This window comes from Leptolyngbya sp. FACHB-8, assembly GCF_014695575.1.
Taxonomy (GTDB): Bacteria; Cyanobacteriota; Cyanobacteriia; order Elainellales; family Elainellaceae; genus Vacuolonema.
In genome coordinates, this window is sequence record NZ_JACJOO010000049.1 from 1 (window position 1) to 23,483 (window position 23,483).

The following is a 23,483-nucleotide window of genomic DNA, read 5'->3' on the forward strand; positions in this document are numbered from 1 at the left end:
TTGTCATTTCGATCCGAAATTGTCGTTGCGATCTGATGTTGTCGTTGCGGTCTATGTCTTTAACCCGTCAACTCTGCTGTCGCGACACCTCAACCCGCTTGACATTTGATAAGCAATAGCGTAAACGTTGTCAAACCTTGTTTGCTGGTTACAGTAATGCTTCCTTGCAACAACTCTACTCGCCGTTGTACAAGAGCTAAGCCCAGGCCAGTACCGCCATGCTTCCAGGGATCGTTGTTCGGAACGCGGTAAAATTTTTCAAAGACGTGCACTAACTCGTTGGTGGGGATTTCGGTACCCGAGTTACTCACGCGTATCTCTAAGCCGTCTGCTTCTGCGATCGCTGAAATTGTTATCGTTTCACCACTAGGGGTGTATTTACAGGCATTAGTAAGGAGTTCCGCCAAAATTTGTTCCAAGCAACCCAGATCGGTCATTAATGTGGGAAGTTGAGTTGGGATCTGAACAGACAGATGCTGTTGTTGACTTCGGGCCTGTGCTTCAAACGGATCGAGAAGAAGAGGAATCCAAAGCTCTAGTTCAACCTCTGCGAGCATCAGTGGTTCTGTCTTAGCTGAAAGCCGAGAGAGATCTAGAAGGTCATTGATTAACGTAATCTCCTGTTGGCATTCATGCTGAAGAACCTCGAAATAACGGCTGGCTGAACCGGATTCAGGATCAAGGAGCCCAAGGGGCTTGAGGATGAACTCCAACATATGGGTTGCCATCTTGATATTAGAGATGGGGGTTCTGAGCTCGTGAGAAACTGTACTCAGAAAATCGTCTTTCAATTGGTTGAGCCGCCCTAATTCCTCGACTTGTAACTGTGCTGCTTGATAGAGTCGAGCCTGCCGAACAGCGATCGCACACTGGTTAGCCACCTGTTGTACCAAGCGAATTTCCAGTTCTTCGAAGCATTGTTCGCCAGCTTTGTAGAGCCATAAATCCCCGATCACCGAGTGATCATTGATGATGGGGCAAGCGAGAGTGGTCAACCGTTTAGCAACTGGACGGATAGGATTGGGGTGTTCAGGCATCCAGGAAAATTGCAGCGTGAGCCCTTGCAATAAGGGATCGTAAGTTTCAGGTCTATTACTTAGAGCAATGATGGCGCCCTTTGCAGGCGGCACCTCGCAACGCACGGTTTCGTAGTGGATAGTTGAGGTATTCTGCCCTAAATCGTATAGACCTGCGTCGCAGCTATAGGCTCGCAACCCTAGTGCAAGTTCTTGGACTGCCGTTTGCAAAATCTGGGCTTCCTCCAGAGAATCCCGAACTTTGTCTGTAATCCGTTTTAGGAGTGCCTCAAAATCGAGCGATCGCTTTAATTGCTCAGTTCGTTCTTCCACCTGTTGTTCTAAGCGGGCGTTAAATTGTTGGACCTGTTGGTATAGTTCAGATTGTTGGATGGCGATTGCAAGTTGAGCAGCTAACTGTTGCAGCGAGTCAATTTCCCAGGTTTGCCAGGAATGTGGAGCTAAGCAATGGTGTACCACCAACAGCCCCCAGAGGGTAGTTTCATGCAGAATAGGAACAACGAGATTCGCTTGTACTTGAAGACTGGCTAGAAGTTGCTGGTAACAGGGCTCAACATCACTGCTCTCTACATTTTCAATAGCACTAATACGTCCCTGCTGATATGGTTGTTGCCATCCGCTTTCAAAACATGGATCATAAATCTGCTGATGCAAAATTGATAAATCAGGTGAATGAACGGATTCAGCGACAATGGTGCCACTCACACCAGGATTAAAGCGGTAAATAACGACGCGATCGCTTTGTAGAAGTTGCCGGACTTCTGCCACTGCTGTATCTAAAATTTCCTCCAACTGCAATGATTGACGAATATGTTCAGTAACGCTTACCAACAACTGCTCTCGTTCCCGCTGTTGTCGTAAGGCAGCTTCTGTCTCTAGGCGCTCAGTAATATCTTTTACAAAGGCAAAATTGTATTCCTCCCCATTAAAGTCAAGGTAATTGATTGTGACCTCAATGGGAATAATGCTGCTATCTTTCGCTCGATGCTGAGATACCAACGTCAGGGTTTTCTCATGTTTCAGCCTCTTCCAATGCTCTGACCAAATTTCTGAAGAAAAATTGGGATCGATATCATACACATGCATTGATTGCAACTCTTCGCGAGAGTAGCCTAACATCTGGCATACCCCCTGATTGACCCGTAGGATCTGTGCATTTTTGCCGATCCAGAGGGCTGCGATCGCCGCGCGTTCAAAAGAAAAATCCGCTAGTTTTAGGGCTTCATCTGCCAATTTGCGTTCTGTAATATCCTGACCGATACCAATGGTATTGCCATCCGATAGTCGTACATTTGCCCAAGTTGTATTAATGATGGTGCCGTTTCGAGTTTGAGTCCTGAAATCTTGCCATTTGCCCGTTGCAGTTTGAATGAACTCAAGAACGCGTTGGCAGTGGAGGGGATCAGGATAGAGCTTTGTTAAAAGGTTTTGTTCTTGTAGCTCTTGAGCCGTCCACCCTAACGTTTTTTCCCATGCTCGGTTGGCCCATTGAACCTGTCCCTGTGAATCAATAAAGTCAACCATGATGGGCACGTGGTCCATGATTGTTTGTAGGAGTTCGTGCTGTTTTTTGAGCTTTTCCTCAGCAGCCTTACGTTCACTAATATCACTGAAAGTACAAATTACCTGTCTGATATTTCCCTCCTCATCGAGCTGAGGCTCAGCACTGACTAACAGCCACATGCGGTTCTTATTTTGGGGATGGTAAACGCCCATTACCACATTGCGAACAGGCTGACCTGTGGTGATGGCTTGAGGAACTGGATGTAAATTTCCAGGAAATGGAGAGCCATCCTCGTGAATGACATTCCAACTTGGATCAAAAGATGTTTTACCCAGGAGTTGATCTTCAGTTAATCCCAGTAGTTGCAGGGCCTTGGAATTACTCAACAGAATTTCAGCGTCCGCTCCTTGCACTAAAACACCGACATGTAGATCCTGAAGTAGGAGACGAAAGCGCTCTTCACTTGCTCTTAATACGGCTTCTGCCTGTTGCCGTTCTGTAATGTCTCTGGCTACTGCACACATCACGGGTCGATTGTTCCAGGTGAAGCGGCCTACACACAGTTCGACTGGAAAGATCACGCCATTTTTCTTGCGATGCCATCGTAAATAAATTCGTGCTTTTCCTGTTGAATTGGCTGTACGAATAGCAGCTTGGGATTGAGCCGGTTCGGCGCTCACGTCTGCAACTTTGAGTTGCATGGCTTCAACTCGGCTATACCCATATAACGTTTCAAATGCTTCATTAACATCTAAGATTTCCCCAGTCTCCGTATCGAAGAGGCTTACAGCGTCGAGCTCGTTGGAAAACAGTAAGCGATATTTTTCTTCACTCTCACGTAACGCCGCTTCGACTTGTTGCCGTTCTGCAATTTCTTGCTCTAAGGCCTGATTAGCGGCTTGTAACTGCTCTGAACTCGGCAGTTCTAATGCTTTGGATACGAGGGGTACTAACAAGACAGCCGTTGCGAAAGAAATTAGAGCAAGTACCGCTTCAAGTCCATCAAATACCCAACCAGGAGGATACCAAAGAGCCCAGATCTCCAATAGGTGAGTCGTTCCACAGGCAGCAATGAAGGCTGCAAATAACAAAAATATCCAGGAAAGCGGTAAATCTTGCCGTTTACGGACGAAGTAAAACAATGCTGCTGAAATGGAGTAATAAGCGAGTGCGAACAACCCATCAGACAGGATATGAAGCTCAGCCAGTTCTGCTTTCCACGGATAGCAGTGTCCATATGGAATAAAAGCTGTCAGGGAAAACCTATAGAGGAAGGAAGGCATTACAGGACGGCTCATAGCTACTTCTTTATAGAAGATAACCCCCTTTCAACATATAGCGCTGGCGCGCTGATTAAGTACGGTGGTGTGGGGCACGAGGTGCCCCACACCACCGTTGCTGTACTTAACACACTTGCACATTGCAATAAGAGAAATACTTCTTTTCTAGAGGTTAATACCGTTGCTCCAGAAGCTGCCCATATTGGGGAAGGGCTGCGTAATGTGTGCTCCTTCCCCAATATGGGCAGCTTCTGAGGATTAGACTCGTTGTGAAATCAAGGTTAAAACTCGAAATTAGTTTTTCCTTTGCAATTTTGCAACTTAGGTTGCCATTCGTCACAGTAAGTTTTGTTCAAACCATTGCCTCAACTCCGGTAAATAACGTGCTGTGAGGATACCAGCGACAAAGCCGAACAAATGTCCCTGCCAAGAGATGCCGCGTCTTCGCGAGGGCAAAATGCCCCAGATGAGGGGACCGTAGAGCAACGCAACCACAACCGAAACGGCGGCGGATGGGAAGTCCTGTTCGAAGTAGCTGCGGGACAGGAGAAAGCCAAAATAGCCAAAAATTATTCCGCTAGCACCAATGTGAAGTGTATTAGATGGCGCGAAGAGCCAAACACCTGCACCACTGACAAACCAGATAACGGCTGTCACGATTGTAAATTCTGTAACACCACGCAGTAGGGTAAACCAGCTTAGAACGGCAAACGGTAGCGTGTTTGCTATCAAATGCTTCCAGGTACCGTGCAGTAGTGGTGCAAACAAAATGCCTCGCAGCCCGACCTGAGTACGGGGCAAAATGCCTAAACGGTTTAAACGGTGCTGCAGCAACAATTGGTCTACAATCTCCAACACCCAGATGAGTATGATAAAACTGCCAATAATTTTGGCTTGAGTTTCAATGTCACTAGTGGCCAGGGGCGATTGCATTGATAACGTACATAAAGTTCTTTAATAGTTTAAAGCTTAGTTTTTTCAATAGAGTTGTAACGTTCCTCGATAGGCGTTAAGGGCGATCGCCCTTCGAACTCGAATAGACGAAAAATGTTGTGGTACATCCTTGGAATCAATCCGTGGGGAATTACAGTCAGTTAATGGGTAGCACTATTTTGATGTGGTAGGTTACTACATCGTCTTTCCAATCGTTGGTCGGTTTGCTTTTTAGGTTGAGGATATGTTGAAATTCAAAGGTTTGTTTTGGCTTGGTGCGATCGCTCTTACCACAAATTTAATGATTGCAGCTCCTCCTGCATGGGCTAACTGCAATGATTCTGTTGGTCGTGTTGAGTTTTGGCAGTCTCCTATGCAGCGGCACTGGCAGCAATTGCAGCAGCGTACTGATTATCCTTGGGGTCAAAGCCGCCCTTATGCTGAGATCTCGGGCGATCGCATTACCCTCACTGCCGATTTCGACCGGCTCAATGGTGCTCAAAAACAACAAGTGCTCGATTTACTGCTCAACCCGAATTGGCAGCAAATTATCACTCCTCAAGAACAACAAGCAGGCATTGAGCAAGGTACTATCGGTGCTCTTCCCTATTCTGTCTATGCGAGAGATGGCCGTTTAGTTTCAGCCGTTTATGATGGCTGTACTCGCATGACCATGCTAACGGAACGGGCCCGTTATAGCTGGTATTACAATAGTATTGGGCGCAACCTCCCAACTAACCTGAATCCAGTTGCTCTGAGAAATGCTGGAACTCCCTCCTGGCGGCTGGTGCAGCGTCCAATTTCAGCAGCGGAAGAAAGTAGTGTGCGTCTGCGCTTCTGGAATGCTGTTGGTTACAACCAGGCTGCCAATGGATTCTGGATCGCCTGGGTTCCTGAGGGGGGGTATTTTGAAATCAATGTTCCACCCGGTAATGATGCAAGGCAATTACCATTTTGGAGCGTTGCTCCTCGTGAGTATAACTATCGCGTCATTGCAACTGACGGAACATTTGTTAGGGATGCCAATTTCAATAGTCGAGGTGGCTAATATCATAGCGGGTTAAACGCCGATCATAAAAAGTGGTGCGGCGCTTTGCGCCGCACCACTTTTTATGATCGGCGTTTAATCTTACCTGTTATAACGGCATCAAATACACTCAGTAGTTCAACCCAATTAGAGATAAAACCCAAAATGCTGTGTCGCTCCAAAACGGTGCTATAGCATTTTCTCCTATTGTCAACTAACGAAAGATAGATCGATACATCAATCTAATTGTAGATTTGGCTCCCAGATGCAGGTCAGTTCAGCTTCTATAACCCAGCTCCTCTTCCTAGAACCGTTAGTCGATGCTTAACATAGAGGAGAGGGAGGATTGCGAATGGATGGACAAAGAACAAGTCCCTTTTCCAGATTTGGGGAAATGGGGGCACGTATGCAGGCCTTGGATTGGGCAGAGACTCCAGCAGGTTCTGTCGAATCCTGGTCACAAAGTTTGAAGTCAACCGTTCGCACATTGTTAGGTTCGCGCTACCCCATGATTCTGCTCTGGGAGCAAGAACTCATTCAGATTTACAACGACGCTTATATCAATTTAATTGGAACCAAACACCCTTATGCCCTGGGGCGATCCATCCGGGACACCCAGGCTGAATCCTGGGATGTCATTGGACCCATGATCACTGAAGTGATGACGACTGGAATTCCCAACTGGGTTGAAGACCAGATGCTAGCGGTGAACCGCTCTGGCTACAACGAGGAAGCGCACTTCAGCCTGTCCTACAGTGCGGTTGAAGATGACGCAGGGGTGATTCGCGGCATGCTCTGTGTCTGTAGCGAAGTAACCCAGCAGGTGTTGGGAGAGCGGCGCTTACGTTTACAACGGGACTTGGCCGCACGGGCCGGTGAGACCCGTAGTGTGGAGGCGACCTGTCACGATATTTTAGCGGCGATCGCTGAATATCCTCTCGATGTACCCTTTGCCCTCATCTACCTGCGCGATCCAGATGGCCAGACCCTGCAATTGGGCGGCAGTGTTCGGATAGGTACTCATCCCAAACTGGCACCAACCCATGTCTTGCTTGCAGAATCAACGGATCGATGGTCTTTAGCCAACGTTATGGCTGGTCAAACGGTGATTGCAACAGATCTGGATCGGGACATTGCCATTCCCGGTGGCCCCTGGGGTGAAAGCGTACATCAAGCGATCGCCCTACCGATTCCATCCTCTAACGTAGCCGCTCCGTTGGGGGTACTAATTTGCGGTATCAGCCCGAATCGAGCTCTTGATGAAGGGTATCAGTCATTCTATGAACTTCTAGCTGGGCAAGTTTCCGTGCCCCTCCGCAATGCTCAGGCGTATGAGGAAGAACGCCGCCGGGCTGAGATGCTGGCAGAAATCGATCGGGCAAAAACAGCTTTCTTTTCTAATGTCAGCCATGAATTCCGCACGCCGCTGACTCTCATGCTGAATCCTCTGGAGGATGTGCTTCAAAATGGCAATTTACCCACTCCAGAACGAGAACAAATTGCCGTAGCGCATCGTAATAGTCATCGTTTATTAAAGTTAGTCAACACCCTACTCGACTTCTCTCGCATTGAAGCGGGCCGAATTCAAGCTGTTTATGAACCGACGGATCTAGCCAGCCTCACGATAGATTTGGCTGGCGTATTTCGTTCAGCCATTGAAAAAGTCGGGTTGCAACTCGTTGTTGACTGTCCACCCCTGCCTGAACCGGTGTATGTTGACCGGCAAATGTGGGAGAAGATTGTGCTCAACCTGCTTTCCAATGCCTTCAAATTTACCTTCGAGGGGCAAATTTCTGTTTCACTGCGCCCTGTGGATGCTTCGGTTGAACTGGTCGTTCAAGATACAGGAACAGGCATTCCAGCTCATGAGTTACCCCATCTGTTTGAACGCTTTCATCGAGTAGCCGGGGCACCAGGACGCTCCTACGAAGGTTCAGGTATTGGATTGTCCCTTGTGCAGGAGTTGGTTAGGTTGCATAAGGGTACGGTAACGGTGAGCAGCGTGGTCGGGAAAGGAAGTACATTTGTTGTGCGGCTACTGATGGGATATGCTCACCTACCATCGGAACAAATCCAGGCGGCTCGTACTCAAGCTTCGACCGCTCTAAACTCCACAGCCTATGTCGAAGAAGCTTTGGGGTGGGTTGTAGAGGACAGAGCTCCTCCAGCTAAAGAGGCCGTTTTATCTCCCCACGCTTTCACGCGGATTCTGCTGGCTGACGACAATGCCGATATGCGTCACTATCTGCAACGGCTCTTGAGCGAACATTATGCTGTAGAGGCGGTTGCTGACGGTCAGGCAGCGCTAGAAGCGATTCGTCTCCAACTGCCTGATTTAGTCCTGACAGATGTCATGATGCCCAGGCTCGACGGTTTTGAGTTGCTCCGCCAACTCCGGGCCGATCCGCGAACCCGTGAAATTCCGATTCTGCTACTCTCTGCGCGGGCGGGTGAAGAAGCCGCGATCGAGGGATTGGAAGCGGGAGCCGATGATTACCTGGTCAAGCCTTTTAGTGCCCGAGAGTTACTGGCCCGTGTTGCAACCAGTTTAGAGTTGGGGCGATCGCGTCAGGCAGCCAGTCAACAACGCTTTCGCTTTTTAGCCGAAGCAATCCCGCAAATAGTTTGGACAGCCGATGCTCAGGGTTGGATTGATTATTACAGCCCGCGTTGGTTCGAGTACACCGGCTCGACCCTGGAACAAACTCAGGGATCAGGATGGCAGGATGTGATCCATCCTGACGATCGCACCCGCAATATTGAGGTATGGAATCATGCCATCGACACGGGAACCAGCTACAACATCGAACATCGTCTGAGACGAGCAGATGGTAGCTACCATTGGCATCTAACCCGAGCCCTCCCGATGCTTGATGAGCAAGGCCATGTTATTCGCTGGTTTGGCACCTGTACGGATATTAGCGATCAAAAACAAGTTGAAGTTGAACGAGAACAGCTATTGCAACACGAACAAGCTGCACGACAGGCTGCCGAACAGGCAAACCGCATCAAAGATGAGTTTTTGGCGGTGCTGTCTCATGAGTTGCGATCGCCTCTCAATCCAATTTTAGGGTGGGCAAAGTTACTGCGGAGTGGCAGATTAAATGAGGCTAAAGCTCGTGAAGCGATCATCACCATCGAACGTAATGCACAACTTCAAGCCCAGTTAATTGAAGATCTATTAGACATTTCTCGTATTATGCAAGGCAAGCTGGCACTGAATGCAGCCCCTGTCAGTTTGGCAGTGGTGATTTCGGCTGCTATTGGGACCGTACGCTTGGCTGCTGAAGCAAAAGCGATTCAAATTGAAACCTACTTTGAACCAGACGTCCGACAAGTTCATGGGGATGCAGGGCGATTGCAGCAGATCGTATGGAATTTGCTCTCGAATGCCGTGAAATTTACGCCTCCTGGAGGACAAGTAAAAGTACACCTCCAGCGAGTCGTCGATGACAGAGGAAATGAAACCCAACCCAATGGATCACTATTGTTATTGGACTGTTCATTACCTATTACTGAATATGTTCAAGTTATGGTTACGGATACGGGAAAAGGAATTCGCCCTGAATTTCTTCCTCATGTATTTGATCATTTCCGGCAGGAAGATGGAGCAACAACGCGTCAGTTTGGTGGTTTAGGCCTGGGTCTGGCAATTGTGCGTCATTTAGTGGAACTTCATGGTGGTACGGTTCAAGTGGAAAGCCCAGGAGAAGGTTTAGGCTCTACTTTCACTGTCAAACTGCCATCGATCCCCATCTCCAGTTCTATCAGCTCAGAATACTCCACAACCGCACCATTATTAAGCTTGAGTGGGATACAAGTATTAATCGTTGATGATGAAGCGGATTCACGAGAATATTTAGCGTTTGCGTTGGAGCAGGCAGGAGCCAGTGTGATCGTTGCTTCGACGGCATTTGAAGGGTTATCAGCATTTACACAATCTAAACCGGATGTGCTGTTAAGCGACATCGGTATGCCTAATATGGATGGATATATGCTGCTCCAGAAGATAAGAAGCTTGCCACCGGAGCAAGGGGGGCTTGTTCCAGCGATCGCGATCACGGCCTATGCAGGGGAGTCTGACCAACAACAAGCATTGGAAGCTGGGTTTCAACAACATATTTCTAAGCCTGTTAATTCAGAAGCTTTAGTGAAAGCTATTCTCACGTTTGTTCATTGCCCTTCTGATACTACAGAGCCGTAGTTCCAATGAACCGCCCATACCTGTGCCCAAGTACTGCCTTCAATGCCAGCATGGGTGGGGCTGGCGATCGCCTGCAACAAGCGTGCGTATGAACGTTCATCGATGGGAAGTTGAGGATCATGATAATGACCCCGTGTTCACCTTATTGCGTAACTTCTGAATCCCTTTGAGCAGTGAGGTCCGATGCTGTGCAAGCTTCATCCATCGCGGTAAACGAACTGCGATACCATGATGGTTCCCTTTACCTCCTTGCCGTTCTCGAATTGTGGCACTGATATACATTTCTAAAAAATCTAGATGGGCTTCGTTGTAAGCCCACAGCACCTCTCCACAACAGGGAACCTGCAACCAGAGGGGAAGCCCGAATAGCGGATCAACGGCACCATTGTACTTACGATACTGTTGCCACCAGGTACCTTTCCACCAGGGCATTGGCTTCCGATGCTTGCCTACTCTTGATGCGGTTTGCGTATAGCTACAATGAGGGCACGCGATTCGCCAGGTCAGCTTTTCATCCAGACATCGCGAGAGCACAGGGCGATCGCAACGAGGACAAAGCACCCATATATTCGGCTCAAACTGTTCTAAATAAGTTTCGTAATCCCTAAAACGGAACATTACAGGCCCTCACAAAAACAACCGTGGCTGATTCAAGCGCAAAGCCCTGTACAAAAAAATGATGGGTTTTAATTTTGTAAGGATCCTTAGGGGCATGAATTCTGTTTTAGCTCAGGTTGATCGGCATGTCTTTTGCAAAGCCTTTCTTAAGTGACAGTGCAAGGACAATGTAATTTGATAAAAGAGAGGAGCACCTATATGGTATAGCCCATGGTTGCTACCCTCAACCCGTATCTTTCCGATAACTTTGCTCCTGTTGGGACAGAGCTGACTGTAGATAATCTTCCAGTCCTGGGTGAAATACCACCTGAGTTGCATGGAATGTTTGTCCGCAATGGTCCTAACCCTCAATTTCCGCCATTGGGCCGTTATCACTGGTTTGATGGTGATGGAATGTTGCATGGGGTTCATATTCACGATGGTAAGGCTAGCTACCGCAATCGATATATTCGAACTCAAGGGTTTCAGCAAGAGCAGCAGGCAGGGCGAGCCCTGTTTGGAGGGTTGCTAGAGCCATCACCTCAAGGCTTCAAGAATGTTGCCAATACGGCTCTAACCTGGCATGGCGATCGCCTTCTTGCCCTCTGGGAGGGCGGTGAGCCTCATGCTATTGAGGTGCCAAGTTTGGATACACGGGGTACTGACACTTTTAAGGGCAAACTAGCCTCTCCTGTCACCGCCCATCCCAAAGTTGACCCCTCTACAGGGGAAATGATGTTCTTTGGCTATTCTTTAGCTCAGCCTCCCTACGTTAAATACAGTATTGTTTCTGCTGAGGGAGAACTTGTACGCACTATTCCTATCGACTTGCCTGTGGGGGTGATGATGCATGACTTTGCCATCACAGAGCACTACACCATTTTTATGGACCTACCCCTCACCTTCCGATTGGAACGACTCCAGCGGGGAGAACCTGCATTTGCCTTTGAGCGCGATCGCCCTAGCCGTTTCGGGATTTTGCCCCGGCATGGAAAGAGCGAGTCAATTCAATGGTTTGAAGCACCCAGTTGTTATATCTTTCATACGTTCAATGCCTATGAAGCAGGGGATGACATCGTTCTAATTGCCTGTCGTATGAGCAGCACCGATGTCTTAGGTGGAGGCTCTCCAGGCTCTCATGAGGGAGATAATCGCCAAATTCAGGCTGATGTCCCATTACCGTATCGCTGGCAGTTCAACCTGAAACATGGAACGGTACAGGAGGGACCCCTGGACGATCGCCCGTGTGAGTTTCCCCGCATCAACGAACAGTATTTGGGACGACAAACGCGCTACGGATATGTGGGGAGTAGTGCACCGACAGAGGTGCCAAAGTTCGACGGTTTGCGTAAGTTTGACTTCCAGGACGATAGTGCTCAAACCCATGCGTTTGGCGCAGGACGGTATGGTGGGGAGGGTGTGTTTGTGCCACGACCTGGAGCGATCGCAGAAGATGATGGCTGGTTAATGACGTTTGTCCATGATGAAATTCAGAACGCGTCTGAACTGGTGATCATCAATACTCAGGCCATGACGGATGCACCCGTTGCTCGTATTCTAATGCCACAGCGAGTTCCCTACGGCTTCCATGGCACTTGGATTGCATCCGTATAGACTTCCTATCTCAGTACAGGACAGAACCTCTAAAACCCAGTTTTTTCGTTACAGTAGCGAAGTCGCCGCAACAGAAAAATTCGGGTTTTAGAGGGCGTTCAAATTTTGTTCTGTCCTATAAATGTGCAAGTGCGTTAAATACAGCAACGGTGGTGTAGGACACTTCGTGCCCCACACCACCGTACTTAATCAACGCGCGTAGCGCTATAAAGTTTTCTACATCTTCTTTCTAACATCAAAATCGAGTTTGGCAGGATTACCGTAGTAGCAAAGAGCGGTTTTCGCTACCCTTGCAAGCACTGATATTCACCTGACTGGGTGAGCTTAAACACGCTTACCTTAGGTAAATTAGAACTATGAAGACAAATCGTTCATCCCCTCAATTCACTACACCATGAGTGGGACGGAAGTAGGGCGATCGCGCCTGAAGGAACGCGCTTCTCAAAGCGAATAACATTGGAGAAGCGACATGACGAAGCTTACTTATCGTGGCACAAACTACACTTACAGCCCTGCTCAGCCGAGCCCGACTGTTATTTCTGTTCCCTTAATCTATCGCGGTGTTCGTTATCAGCCGACTCATCAGGTTGCTCCAGCATTGTCATACACGCTGAAGTACCGGGGTGTTGCTTACCAGGTAGGGTCAAATGTTCAACCTGCTGCCAAGGTTGCACCCTCTCAAACCAACGTAGCCAATGTGCACCAACAAAACCTGCTGAACAACGTGCAGCATCGAATAGAGGTTGCACAGGCGCGAGGTGATGACCGGCTTTTAGCGCTTCTTGTTGCTGAGCGCGAACAACTCGCTGTCTAATGCGATGGTGGTCTGAAAGCCGTCGCTTCTAGACGTGCTTTCAGAGAGTGAAAATTAACCTATGTTGAATGGGGTGGAGTGCTTTACATTCCACCCCATTCATTCAGTTAATGAGTACTAGAGCCTGTTTTAGAAGTTGCTTTTCGTGCGCGAAGCGTAGGGAAAAACAACCCTTTCAACGAGTTTTAGAACGCGCTCTCGTGGCCCGTCAGGATAGATCTGAGGTACCTCTCAGATCTATAGAAACTAATCTTTAGGTTTTGTTGAGGGGTTACAACCCCTCAACAAAACCTGGGCAACCTATTAGGGAGTCAGCCGCTGTAGGGCGATCGCCCGGTAAGCTTCTTCTTCAAAACCCATTGCAAGTTGTTCTGCCAGCTCCCGATCTTCCGTACTTAAGGCTTGCTCAACCATTTGCCAGAGGAGCTCACGTTGCGCAAAGCGATCGCCCATCGTTTTCACGGTATCTAACGAAAACTGAATAGCCTGATTTGCGCGGTTCGTTTCTCCCTGACGTGTATAGGCTTGCGCAATTAGAAACCAGTTGTACGCTCTTAAGTTGGCAGACTGAATGTCGGCATTGATTTGCCCTGCTTGCAATAATTGGGCAATCGATGGATCCTGGTTTCCTGGAAGGACGAAGTAGTAACGAATAGCATCATTTAAGGCTTGCTCTCGCTGGCTATCATCCGGAATCATTTCAGTAATCTGCTGAAGCTGAGCAACAACGGCTTGCGCCTGGCTATCTTGGCCTTTGGCATAATAATTGGCGGCTATTTGGGCCAGTGTTGGGATATATACTGCTTGCTGGGGCTGATTTTGGATCGTCTGAAGGGCATAAGACGGTTCCGAGGATGCGGCTGCGACTGCAATAAGTCCTATCAGCCAGTCCCGCTGAGCCGGTTCGAGGCTTTGAACCAGGGTTAAGGCGGCTTCTGCGGTTTCCTTCATCTGGGATTCTGCCCCCAGGGTTCCATAAGCTTTAATGATCGCGTTCATTCCCCAAAGTCGTGGAATGGGCTCTGTAATCGTGCTGCTGGCTGTTTTCAATCCTGACAGCATCTCCATCGCCTGCTCCCTGTCGCCGGCAATGCCAAACATTTGAGCCACCTCAGCCAGGGGCTCTACAGTCCAGGCAGGGAAGACCGACGATCGCTCACTTCCGGGGGCTTGATTAATTAGATTAAACGCGCCTTCTGCCGCTGCCCGTACCCGCTCGCCCTGCCCTAGCTGGTCATACAATCGGGCGATCGCTCCTATAGACCGCACCTGTTCCCGTACCGAATCTTGACTCTCAACCTTGAGAACCTGGGCTGACTCAAGTGCCTCATCTAAAACAGCTACAGCTCGATTGGGTTGGTTGAACGCGACATAGTCCTGGGCAATCTCTAGCAACAAGCCTGCATTGGAGACGGTGACAAAGGTATTGCGATCGTAGAAAATGGTCGTTCTATCCACCGTACGGGCTACTGCAAGCGCTTGATCTAGGGTAGCGATCGCTTCTTGAGATTGATTGGCCCGTTGATAGTGTTGGGCAATTGCCCGCAGTGCCTTGACCCGTCCCTGTTCCTGTAGAACATTCGCGGCCTGCACGGCCCGACCATACTGCCCTGCCTTTACGGCTTGCTGAGCGATGTATTGCAGTGCTTCCGCTTTCAGGTCCGGCATATCGCCAAAGGGTTGCAGTACCCCATCCGGTACCCGCTGCACGAGGGCGATCGCTTCGTCATATCGCCCTGCATCGGAATAGACACGAGCAATGATGACTCTGGCATGGGCCTGGTCATATCCGGTCAAGCCGTCAGCCAGGGCTATAGCGCGATCAAACGCTCCAACCTGAGCAAAGTAGCCTGACCACTGGGCAAACACCTGTGAATCTGGTTGCATTTTGGCCAGTTCATAAGCTTCTGAAAGAATGGTAAGCGCCCGTTCTTGTGCTCCAGTTTTGGCATAGGCTAACGCAACTTCGATCCAGAGCTGGACGCGACTGCTAGATTCCGGAATCTCGCTGGCAATCTGGTAGGACAGATCCGTCTTACCACTGCGCCACGCCCATTGGGCCAGAGTTGTCAGCAGAACAGATTTTTCATTTTGGTCTGCAATTGTTTCTGTAAACGCTAATGCGTCAGTAAAGCGATCGGCGTTGATATAGCTTTTCAGGATAGCCTGGTGGGCCAGATCAGTATAAGCTTCGGTGCGCTGGCTGAGGGCGATCGCTTCCCGAAACTGCCCCTGTTCAGCTAGATAAGAAATCACAGGCACCAGGGCTACATCACGAGATGAGGCAAACTGAATTCCCTCTGCAAACTGCTGCGCTGTCTCGACTTGGCCAGCACTCAAATAGGCCTGGACGATCGCTACCTCTGCATCGGTTCTCACAGGTACGCAGCACCCTAGAGCAGGGAGGGAGGTATAACTCATGCGGTTGGCAATTGCGATCGCCCGGTCATACTGGCCCAATTTCGCCTGCTCTGCTGCAATGGTGGCAAAGAGTTGGTCAAGGGTCGTGGAATTGGATAGAAGCGCGGCAGTTTGCTCGGCCTGGAAAAGGGCTTCTGTGGCTTTGGCAACCTCCCCACGAGCCGCGTGCCGCCGTGCTGTCTGGATTAACGTCCAGGCTTGCGTGGCGGGATTTGACTGGGCAGTGGTTTGGGCGATCGCAGAGCCAGAATCGCCGTCTGACAGATCCGAAGGGTTCGGGGTTGTCGCTGCAGTGACAGGTATCGCAGTCAGTACGGTAACGAGGATGGATACCATCCACGGCTGTATGGAACACACGTTTGGAATGACCGTAACTTTTTTGAAGGGAAGCATGACATGCCTCTATTTAGGAATGGATAGGACGCTTTCAGGTGACACGTTGTGGAAGCATCACCCTCAATAACAATCTGAGGGATCTACAACTCAAAGATTACAAATTGCGTAGAACCTCCAGATTGAGGGCAAATATCAAAGCATGCTGCGCCAGTTTTTGGGGAGATACCATTAGTCTGGTCGTAGGGAGCGATCGCCGGGTTGGAATGTGCCGTCATAGCTTTATTAGACGAGCAATGAGAGAAATAGATTCCAACAGAATCCGTTCAATAACTCCAACTCAATTAAACATACAGCGCTTTGCGCTTGAATCAGCCACGGTTGTTTTTGTGAGAGCCACGCGGAGCGCGGTTCTCACAAAAACAACCAGGTTTGAAGCGCTTGAAAAGCGCCGTAAGAACCACAAGGTTTTGTATCGTTCGTGTTCCAGTCTCTGACAAATACGAGTTTTACAAATTCTGAACGTTTCAATTTGGATTAAGCCCAGGAGCCATTAACGATAAAGAAAAACCTTTACAAACTAAGAGGACTTGCTAGGATACTTTCTAAAGATATTTCTTTTAAAAGTATGACCTCCACTACAAGCCAGCTTCAATCTCTTGTTCGCGCTGCCAGCCTGGTAGAACTCCAGGAAAAAGGGCAATTACTGGTTCGTATTAACCAGCAACCTGTTGCACTGTTTTACAGTGGGGAGCGGGTCTACGCGATCGATAACCGTTGTCCCCACATGGGGTTTCCGCTCCACGGCAGCGTATGCAAAGACGGAATTGTGACCTGTCCCTGGCACTATGCGCGCTTTGACCTGGCCAGTGGAGGGACCTTCGATTCCTGGGCTGATGATGTACGCGCGTTTCCGGTGCAAATTCAAGATGGAGAAATTTGGGTTGATGTTGCCCCTCCAGCGAACCCTAAAACTCACCAGCAACAGCGATTGCAGGATGGCCTGGAGCAAGGTATTTCGTTAGTCATCGCAAAATCTGTGATTGCCCTGCTTGATTTGGGGGTTGCCCCTACAGAGCCCTTTCAAATGGGCTTAGCTTTTGGAACACGCTACAACAAAGCAGGATGGGATACAGGGCTCACCATGCTGACTTGCATGATGAATCTGATGCCCTATTTAGAGGAAAGCGATCGCCCCCGTGCCCTATATCAAGGGCTTTCTGCCGTGGCTCGGGATAGTGCAGAGGCGCCACCTCATTTTCATGTGCATCCTCTACCAACAACAGACCTGAATTTTTCCACCCTAAAAGCCTGGTTTCGTCAGTTTATTGAACAGCGCGATCGCGAAGCGGCTGAGCGGTGTTTGGTAACTGCATTACAGGCCGGCATGAGCCGTACTCAAATTGCTGAGATGCTGTTTGCGGCGGCAACCGACCACCGTTACCTGGATGTTGGTCATGTGCTGGATTTTATCAATAAAGCCCTGGAAGCTCTGGATGCGATTGGTTGGCAGGAGGCTGAACCCGTGCTGGCAAGTCTAGTGGCCGGGTTGGCAAATGCAACTCGGATGGAAGAAGCGAGTTCATGGCGATACCCTGTAGATTTGGTTGCAATTCTGGAAGCAGCATTTGAGCAATTGCCTGCTGTTGTAGAGATAGGCCACACTTATCGAGGACAGTGGACGCAACCTGCCGAGCTACTTCCAGTGCTTTTAGGGGAAGATGCTCAGGCGATCGTAGACAGTCTTCTCAATGCGCTGCGGTCCGGATGCACAGAAGCCCAGTTAGCCCAAGTTGTTACCTATGCAGCAGCTTTGCGAGTGGCCCGGTTCCATACCAACAATGACCATGGAGATTGGAACAGTGCTCACCATCCCTTTACCTTTGCCAATGCTGTACAGCAGGGCATCCATCGAGTACCGACAATCGAGCTTCTGCGTGGCGTTTTTGATGCAGCGATGAGTGTCTACTTGAATCGATTTCTCAACGTGCCTCCGGCTCGCTTGCCCGAACCCCAAGATAACGTTGCCGAGCCAGACGCCTTACTGAAACAATTGCCTGACTTACTTGACCGTCAGCAGCAGGTGAATGAAACGGGGCGTCTAGTTGCGCAATACCTTTATAGTGGTGGCAAGCCTGCAACATTGATGGCACTGTTGGCGAAATTGATGCTGCGGGAGAACCGAGATTTTCATGTGATTCAATCTATTGAAGCTGCATTTCGTCTCTACTCCCTGCTTGATGATTCTCAAGAGGGTGTATTCGTGCTTGTCGCAACTGCACGGTATCTAGCCGCTCATGCTCCTACAATGCGATCGCAGGAGCAAACCTATCAGATGGCCTATCGCTTGCATCGGGGCGATCGTTTGTTTGAGGAAACGGAATCGGAGGCTGCTGGCTAATGGGGTAAAAATAATGTCGGCTTATGATGGTATTGCAGTTCGCCATAGAGTCTAAAATCTACCCCGGAACTGAAAACTCAAGGTGTGAAGGGTGGGGTGCGTACGTACCTCACCCTTCACACCTTGGGTTTTCGAATAAGCTCTTAACACTTCTTCATCGAGATGTTCTCGCGCGCAGTACTCAGCCCTGATTTTCCAACATATAGCAATGTACAAGTGCGTTAGGTACAGCAACGGTGGTGTGGGCACTTTGTCCCCCACACCACCGTACTTAAGTAACGCGCACAATGCTATAAAGTCAAAAACTAGACAATTCGACAAACAGATCCTATTCCCAGCAGAATTAAATGTGATTAGAATAGGGTCATGACAGCGAGTTGCTTTCCGCCGACCCTGGCAATAGAGTAATTCCGCCGATTAGCTGCACTAGACAGTCCGACAGACCTGCAAAGCTTTTTGCTGAAATTATTGCGTTTTTAGAATTCCTGGGCATTCTAAATCTAAGTGTTTTCAACTACTTACGGTCTATGTCGACCCTTATTCCTAGCTTTTACCGCGGCTCCCAGCCGATGTTCCCAACTATTCCCCGAAAGGGTATGCTAATCTCCAGTTGGGAACCATTGGAAACCACAAAGATTTACCCCTCTTAGGGACATACACCGAATAACCCACGCGTCACCCATGATGAGGTGCAGTTTCTGCTTGTATAATGGCGTGGGCGATTGCTCCCTGGCAATGTTGAAGTAGTTCTCCTGAGACGGCGAAGCTAAACATCTTTAAACATTTGTAAAGCAGTTAAATACTTTAATTGGTGTAACCAAAATGAACTTAGAATATTTCTCTCAACGCGCTTTAAATCTGATGTATTCTGGGGTTCTTTACCGAGAGCGCCTCGCTGAGGTGTACTGCGCGCTCAAGAGTTATGAAGCAGGTGGTATCTCCGATAAGGTGATGCAATACGCGCTAGATCGCTACGACCCTGAATTAGAGCCACTCTTCCCCTTTCCTCTGTTTTAACGGAACTCGTTGCCAGCGAGGTCATCAGTTCTATCTAAAATGCTTTGCTAGACCAGCATTGGCTGGTTTACTATCGGCCCTTCGTGGCTCCAAGTAACCTTACTCACATTTTTACTCTGGCACACTAAACCCTGATCTCGCCGCATAAAGCGATGGCATCAGGGTTTTGTTGTGTAATGAAGGTTAGAGCATGACCACAGTGATCTCTTAAAACAGGTCTTACAACGCTTTGCGCTTGAATCAGCCATGGTTGTTGTGAGAGCCGCGCTCCGCGCGGCTCTCACAACAACCAGATTTACAGCGTTTGAAAATCGCTGTAGATCAAGGATTGGCCCTTGCGGTCAAACGGCCGCTATGAACGTGACATGTTGGTGTCATTTTTGCCGCTCATAATGGCAGTTAAAGGTTAGGAAGAAGTCGCATGTACTCCGTAAATAGCCGATTATCCTCTGCTCAACCCAAGCGGCTACCATGGGTTCGGCTCATGGTTATTTTAGGTGTCGGGCTAACAGGATGTAGCCAGTTGCCCACCCGCATGGAGCAAGCGGCTGAGCAGGCTGCTCATACGCCATTTTCACAACTGGATAGATCGCAGTTCCTAGAGGGCGATCGCCCTGCCATTGCTGATGTTGAAGCGTTAGTGGCGATGGGGGCGCGAGTGACAGGAACACCGATCGCTGAACAATCCAGTCGGTACTTAGAAGAGGCATTTCAACAGGCTGGATATGTCACTGAGGTACAAACCTTCACCTACTCAAAATTTACGGATCGTGGCTCCACCCTAACCATCAACGGCTCTACTCTCTCAGGTCGCGCCCTCAATGGCTCGAACCCTGGCCGTCTGACTGCGCGGCTGGTTGTTGTGCCTAATGTGGGACGTCGTGAAGATTTTGCTCAAGTGGATGTGCGTGGTGCGATCGCGATCGTGCAACGTGGCGAAATCCGCTTTCTCGAAAAGGCGAGAAATGCGGCGGCAGCAGGTGCTTTGGGGCTGATTATTGTCAACACGGATGACAATAACTTTCAAGGGACACTAGGTAGTGGGGTGAGCATTCCAGTTTTGTCGCTGGGTGGTGAGGACGGACGAGCATTGCTCTCCAACTCGGCTGCGTCCCCCGTAACACTAAATGTAAATGCTGTTGAGGAGATGGTAACGGGGCGCAACGTCATTGCTTATATGGAAGGTGTAACGCAACCAGACGTATTGCTGGGTGCTCACTACGACTCGGTTGCGGGTTCACCAGGTGCAAACGATAATGCTTCTGGTACGGCCGTTCTGCTCAACTTGGCGCGGCAAATGGCAGACACTCCAAGCAGCCGTCAAGTCTGGTTTGTTGCCTTCGATGGCGAAGAAGATGGACTCAGGGGATCACGAACTTTTGTGCGTGAAGCCCAACCCCAATTTCTTCAACAGCTCCGCGCCATGCTCAATCTTGATATGGTCGGCGTAAATGCAGGCCTGCAAGCTAGCGGCACATCCGAACTGACCCGTCTGGCAACAACCGTTAATCCTTCGATTTCTATATTCGGTGAGGCTGGAGGCAGCGACCATGCTTCATTTGCGGCTGTTGATGTACCTGTTTTGTTCCTGACCCGGGGTATGGAGCCAAACTATCATTCGCCCAACGATCGCCAGGTAAACGCCCAACTTCTGAGCGAAACAGCTCAAATTACGCTTGACGTTCTAAATCGCTTGCTGACTCCCAATGCTTAGGAGATTTCTGAGAAACAATATCCCCATTATTTGGAAAAAAGGCGCGGCGAAGCCGCGCCTTTTTTCCAAATAATGGGGAAGTTCTTATCTGGAAATCTCCTTAGTTTATCGGCTCATACCTTGCATCAAGACCCAGAATTGTTTTTTCGTTGCGAAGCGACGAAAAAACAATTCTGGGTCTTGGTTTTGAAAAAGTGCAAGATGCAAGTTTACTATGAAAAAATTAGCTGCTTATCTGAGCTTACCGCTGCAACTACGGCACTAGAATGAGTGTCCTGGCTGATTACCGTTGACTTTATAAAGATATTTCTTTACTTTATAAAGTGGTAAAACTCTATACTGCTCCTCGGTTGTGGTCGAGAGACTGGGGCTTGATTCCAGTTTTTCCCTCGATTGCACCACAACTGAGCTTAGCTATAAATGATGGTAAAGAAAGCGAAAACCGAAGAAGTGGCTGTTCGAACACGACGGGCGATCGTCCAGCTATTGAAGCGGGAAGGCAACCTGGATGCAGAAACCCTGGCTTCTCACTTGAAGATTACAGCAATGGCGGTGCGACAGCATCTCTATGCTTTACAGAATGAAGGCTTGGTGACGTACCAGGAGGAGCCACGCTCGATGGGACGGCCTGCCAAGCTATGGCAATTGACTTCAGCGGCCGATCGCTTCTTTCCCAATGGCTATGCTGAGCTGTCGCTAGGGTTGTTAAATTCTGTGAAAGAAGCGTTTGGGGAAGCAGGGTTAGATCGGTTGTTAGAAATCCGTACCCGCCAACAGCTTGAGGGTTACACCCAGCAGATGAAGGGAAAGCGCTCCTTGAAGCAACGTTTGCAGAAACTGGCCGAGCTTCGTACTGAGGAAGGCTATATGGCTGAGGTTGAAACCCAACCAGATGGTTCATTTCTCTTGGTGGAAAATCATTGTCCGATTTGTGCTGCTGCCACAGTCTGCACTGGCTTCTGCGCGAAAGAACTGGAAACCTTTCAAACGGTATTGGGAAATGAGGTGAGTATTCGGCGTGTCGAACACATTGTCGCCGGAGAACGCCGCTGTACTTACCAAATCAGTTAACAAGAGCCTCCAGCCCGTTGCCTCAAATAAGCGATCGCATAAGCTATCTGAGAACCTACGCGTTTGATTGCGACCAAAACATATGTACTGCCAGTGTTTTGTCTCACCTAATTGTCATCGTCTGTGACAAAGCATACGAAAAGTCCAACCTTTAAAACAGACTCTGGGCATATGCAATCAAAGGAATTGCAGCCGATAATTGAACTTCCCTTCAGAGAACGAGATTTATGAATGGGGACGATCGCCCGAATTCACTGCAGGCGCGTGGTTTATCTCAGCTCCCCCAAACGTTTGCCCAAACAATTGCTTACGTTGAGGCGTTTGCTTTACAGCGCTTACGTGAAGAAGTTATTCAAAAAAAACTTTATTACCATACGGAAGACCATGTAAAGGGCGTTCGACGGCGATCGCATCAAATTCTGGATACCCTTTATAACACTTCTGAGGCAGAAGCCACAACTCATACAACTCCATTAGATTTAGACCGCACAGGGTTATTGCTTGATCTCTGTGCTGCTGCTCACGATATGGTTCAATTATTTGAGCAGAATACCCAGAAAAATACGGCTCGGCGGCGTCTACCGGGCAGAAGCGAGGCCGCAACCCTTGGGCAACTCATGCCCTATATCCAACAGATAAATCGATTAATAAAGCAGCACGATCCGAATAGTACAGCTACATTTACAGATGCGGATATTGCTGTCATCCAAGAAGCTATTAACGCAACAATTTGCATTTATGTACCCCTCGAAAATGCCATTCACCAACCACTACTTCACAGCCCTGACCATGTTCCATCGACAGTTGCTCAGATTCTTGCCTTAGCGGATTTAGGGGCACTAGGAATGGATGGAGTAGAGGCTTACTCTCAGGAAGGTAGCCTGTTATTTTTAGAGGAAAATCCTGATGTAGTGCCTTTTCTGCGCGATGGTACGATTCATCAATTGGAAGTAAAAGATCCAGCCATTGCAGAAAATATCCGTCAACGTTTGTTGAAGCGTGCGCGCTTTCAAGTCAGTTTTGCAAAAAGCCGCTTAGCTCGTTTCAAACAGGAACTTCAAGGGTTTCCAAAAGATGTCATTCCTGTTTTAATTGAAAAGATATTTCGGTATTTAACACCCACGACGATTCAGGTGATTGAAGCTACCACTCCGACTCAGGATAAGACAGATTTGAACAGTCTGCTTAAATTTTTTAGGCTGGAGAACTATCTAACCTGAATTATCTTTCCATAGCAGTTCTTTCAGCACTTTGCACTTGAATCAGCCAAGGTTGTTTTTGTGAGAGTCTTGCTCCGCGCGGCTCTCACAAAAACAACCAGATTTTAAGCGCTTGAAAAGCGCTATAAGGTTCATTTTAAGAATTCTTTCAAACACGAATTAACGTCAGTTCGGGATAAGCCGAACCGCCTATTATTGCGTGCGCGTCGCGCACGCAATAATAGTTTTTTCCGAGTGCCGCGCGAAGCGCGGCACTCGGAAAAAAAACTTAACCCGAACTGAGGTGAATTGCTTCA

At 48.8% G+C, this 23,483-nt stretch carries 13 protein-coding genes and 1 riboswitch; of the genes, 9 read left to right on the top strand and 4 right to left on the bottom strand.

Going from position 1 to position 23,483, the window contains the following annotated elements; all coding sequences use genetic code 11:
• Nucleotides 1–89 precede the first annotated feature (89 nt).
• Together H6F91_RS11050 and H6F91_RS11055 are read right to left on the bottom strand one after the other, a co-directional pair.
• Nucleotides 90–3,839 (bottom strand): PAS domain S-box protein, encoded by a 3,750-nt coding sequence (locus tag H6F91_RS11050; RefSeq protein ID WP_190789319.1) that lies wholly within the window; start codon nucleotides 3,837–3,839, stop codon nucleotides 90–92.
• Between the two features lie 318 nt (nucleotides 3,840–4,157).
• Complete coding sequence (locus H6F91_RS11055) at nucleotides 4,158–4,754, bottom strand: rhomboid family intramembrane serine protease (protein WP_190773926.1); 597 nt, start codon at nucleotides 4,752–4,754, stop codon at nucleotides 4,158–4,160.
• Nucleotides 4,755–4,998: 244 nt separating this feature from the next.
• Between H6F91_RS11055 and H6F91_RS11060 the strand changes: the two genes are divergently transcribed.
• Nucleotides 4,999–5,802, top strand: coding sequence for a phosphoribosylaminoimidazolesuccinocarboxamide synthase (locus H6F91_RS11060; RefSeq protein ID WP_190773927.1), 804 nt, complete (start codon nucleotides 4,999–5,001; stop codon nucleotides 5,800–5,802).
• Between the two features lie 385 nt (nucleotides 5,803–6,187).
• Nucleotides 6,188–9,985, top strand: coding sequence for an ATP-binding protein (locus H6F91_RS11065; protein WP_199307764.1), 3,798 nt, complete (start codon nucleotides 6,188–6,190; stop codon nucleotides 9,983–9,985).
• Between the two features lie 117 nt (nucleotides 9,986–10,102).
• On the opposite strand, the gene H6F91_RS11070 is transcribed toward H6F91_RS11065, so the two are convergent.
• The gene (locus tag H6F91_RS11070) at nucleotides 10,103–10,417 is read right to left on the bottom strand and encodes a hypothetical protein (RefSeq protein ID WP_190773929.1); all 315 of its coding nucleotides are present in this window, start codon (nucleotides 10,415–10,417) and stop codon (nucleotides 10,103–10,105) included.
• Nucleotides 10,418–10,813: 396 nt separating this feature from the next.
• Between H6F91_RS11070 and H6F91_RS11075 the strand changes: the two genes are divergently transcribed.
• Nucleotides 10,814–12,196 (top strand): carotenoid oxygenase family protein, encoded by a 1,383-nt coding sequence (locus H6F91_RS11075; protein ID WP_190773930.1) that lies wholly within the window; start codon nucleotides 10,814–10,816, stop codon nucleotides 12,194–12,196.
• Between the two features lie 366 nt (nucleotides 12,197–12,562).
• A riboswitch (Glutamine riboswitch) is annotated at nucleotides 12,563–12,635 on the top strand.
• A gap of 30 nt (nucleotides 12,636–12,665) precedes the next feature.
• On the top strand, nucleotides 12,666–13,010 hold the full coding sequence (locus tag H6F91_RS11080) for a DUF4278 domain-containing protein (protein WP_190773931.1): 345 nt from the start codon (nucleotides 12,666–12,668) through the stop codon (nucleotides 13,008–13,010).
• Between the two features lie 303 nt (nucleotides 13,011–13,313).
• Here the strand turns inward: H6F91_RS11080 and H6F91_RS11085 are convergent, their stop codons facing one another.
• Nucleotides 13,314–15,767 (bottom strand): tetratricopeptide repeat protein, encoded by a 2,454-nt coding sequence (locus tag H6F91_RS11085; RefSeq protein WP_190789320.1) that lies wholly within the window; start codon nucleotides 15,765–15,767, stop codon nucleotides 13,314–13,316.
• A gap of 625 nt (nucleotides 15,768–16,392) precedes the next feature.
• On the opposite strand from H6F91_RS11085, the gene H6F91_RS11090 reads away from it, so the two are divergent.
• The 5 genes from H6F91_RS11090 (at nucleotide 16,393) to H6F91_RS11110 (ending at nucleotide 23,187) form a co-directional block, all read left to right on the top strand.
• Nucleotides 16,393–18,165: a Rieske (2Fe-2S) protein gene (locus H6F91_RS11090; RefSeq protein ID WP_190773933.1), complete on the top strand. Its 1,773-nt coding sequence runs from the start codon at nucleotides 16,393–16,395 to the stop codon at nucleotides 18,163–18,165.
• Between the two features lie 822 nt (nucleotides 18,166–18,987).
• Complete coding sequence (locus tag H6F91_RS11095) at nucleotides 18,988–19,182, top strand: hypothetical protein (RefSeq protein WP_190773934.1); 195 nt, start codon at nucleotides 18,988–18,990, stop codon at nucleotides 19,180–19,182.
• Nucleotides 19,183–19,603: 421 nt separating this feature from the next.
• Nucleotides 19,604–20,896, top strand: coding sequence for a M28 family peptidase (locus H6F91_RS11100; RefSeq protein WP_199307765.1), 1,293 nt, complete (start codon nucleotides 19,604–19,606; stop codon nucleotides 20,894–20,896).
• A gap of 423 nt (nucleotides 20,897–21,319) precedes the next feature.
• Nucleotides 21,320–21,967, top strand: a complete 648-nt coding sequence (locus H6F91_RS11105) for a metalloregulator ArsR/SmtB family transcription factor (RefSeq protein ID WP_190773947.1) — start codon at nucleotides 21,320–21,322, stop codon at nucleotides 21,965–21,967.
• A gap of 227 nt (nucleotides 21,968–22,194) precedes the next feature.
• A complete protein-coding gene (locus H6F91_RS11110) occupies nucleotides 22,195–23,187 on the top strand; it encodes a hypothetical protein (RefSeq protein WP_190773935.1) in 993 nt (330 codons plus the stop codon).
• The last annotated feature ends 296 nt before the right edge of the window (nucleotides 23,188–23,483 follow it).

What these genes read in the sequence shown, in the direction of transcription:
- H6F91_RS11050 (WP_190789319.1), bottom strand. Translation starts at nt 3,839, where the DNA reads ATGAGCCGTCCTGTAATGCCTTCCTTCCTCTATAGGTTTTCCCTGACA.
- H6F91_RS11055 (WP_190773926.1), bottom strand. Translation starts at nt 4,754, where the DNA reads ATGCAATCGCCCCTGGCCACTAGTGACATTGAAACTCAAGCCAAAATT.
- H6F91_RS11060 (WP_190773927.1), top strand. Translation starts at nt 4,999, where the DNA reads ATGTTGAAATTCAAAGGTTTGTTTTGGCTTGGTGCGATCGCTCTTACC.
- H6F91_RS11065 (WP_199307764.1), top strand. Translation starts at nt 6,188, where the DNA reads ATGCAGGCCTTGGATTGGGCAGAGACTCCAGCAGGTTCTGTCGAATCC.
- H6F91_RS11070 (WP_190773929.1), bottom strand. Translation starts at nt 10,417, where the DNA reads ATGCCCTGGTGGAAAGGTACCTGGTGGCAACAGTATCGTAAGTACAAT.
- H6F91_RS11075 (WP_190773930.1), top strand. Translation starts at nt 10,814, where the DNA reads ATGGTTGCTACCCTCAACCCGTATCTTTCCGATAACTTTGCTCCTGTT.
- H6F91_RS11080 (WP_190773931.1), top strand. Translation starts at nt 12,666, where the DNA reads ATGACGAAGCTTACTTATCGTGGCACAAACTACACTTACAGCCCTGCT.
- H6F91_RS11085 (WP_190789320.1), bottom strand. Translation starts at nt 15,767, where the DNA reads ATGGTATCCATCCTCGTTACCGTACTGACTGCGATACCTGTCACTGCA.
- H6F91_RS11090 (WP_190773933.1), top strand. Translation starts at nt 16,393, where the DNA reads ATGACCTCCACTACAAGCCAGCTTCAATCTCTTGTTCGCGCTGCCAGC.
- H6F91_RS11095 (WP_190773934.1), top strand. Translation starts at nt 18,988, where the DNA reads ATGAACTTAGAATATTTCTCTCAACGCGCTTTAAATCTGATGTATTCT.
- H6F91_RS11100 (WP_199307765.1), top strand. Translation starts at nt 19,604, where the DNA reads ATGTACTCCGTAAATAGCCGATTATCCTCTGCTCAACCCAAGCGGCTA.
- H6F91_RS11105 (WP_190773947.1), top strand. Translation starts at nt 21,320, where the DNA reads ATGGTAAAGAAAGCGAAAACCGAAGAAGTGGCTGTTCGAACACGACGG.
- H6F91_RS11110 (WP_190773935.1), top strand. Translation starts at nt 22,195, where the DNA reads ATGAATGGGGACGATCGCCCGAATTCACTGCAGGCGCGTGGTTTATCT.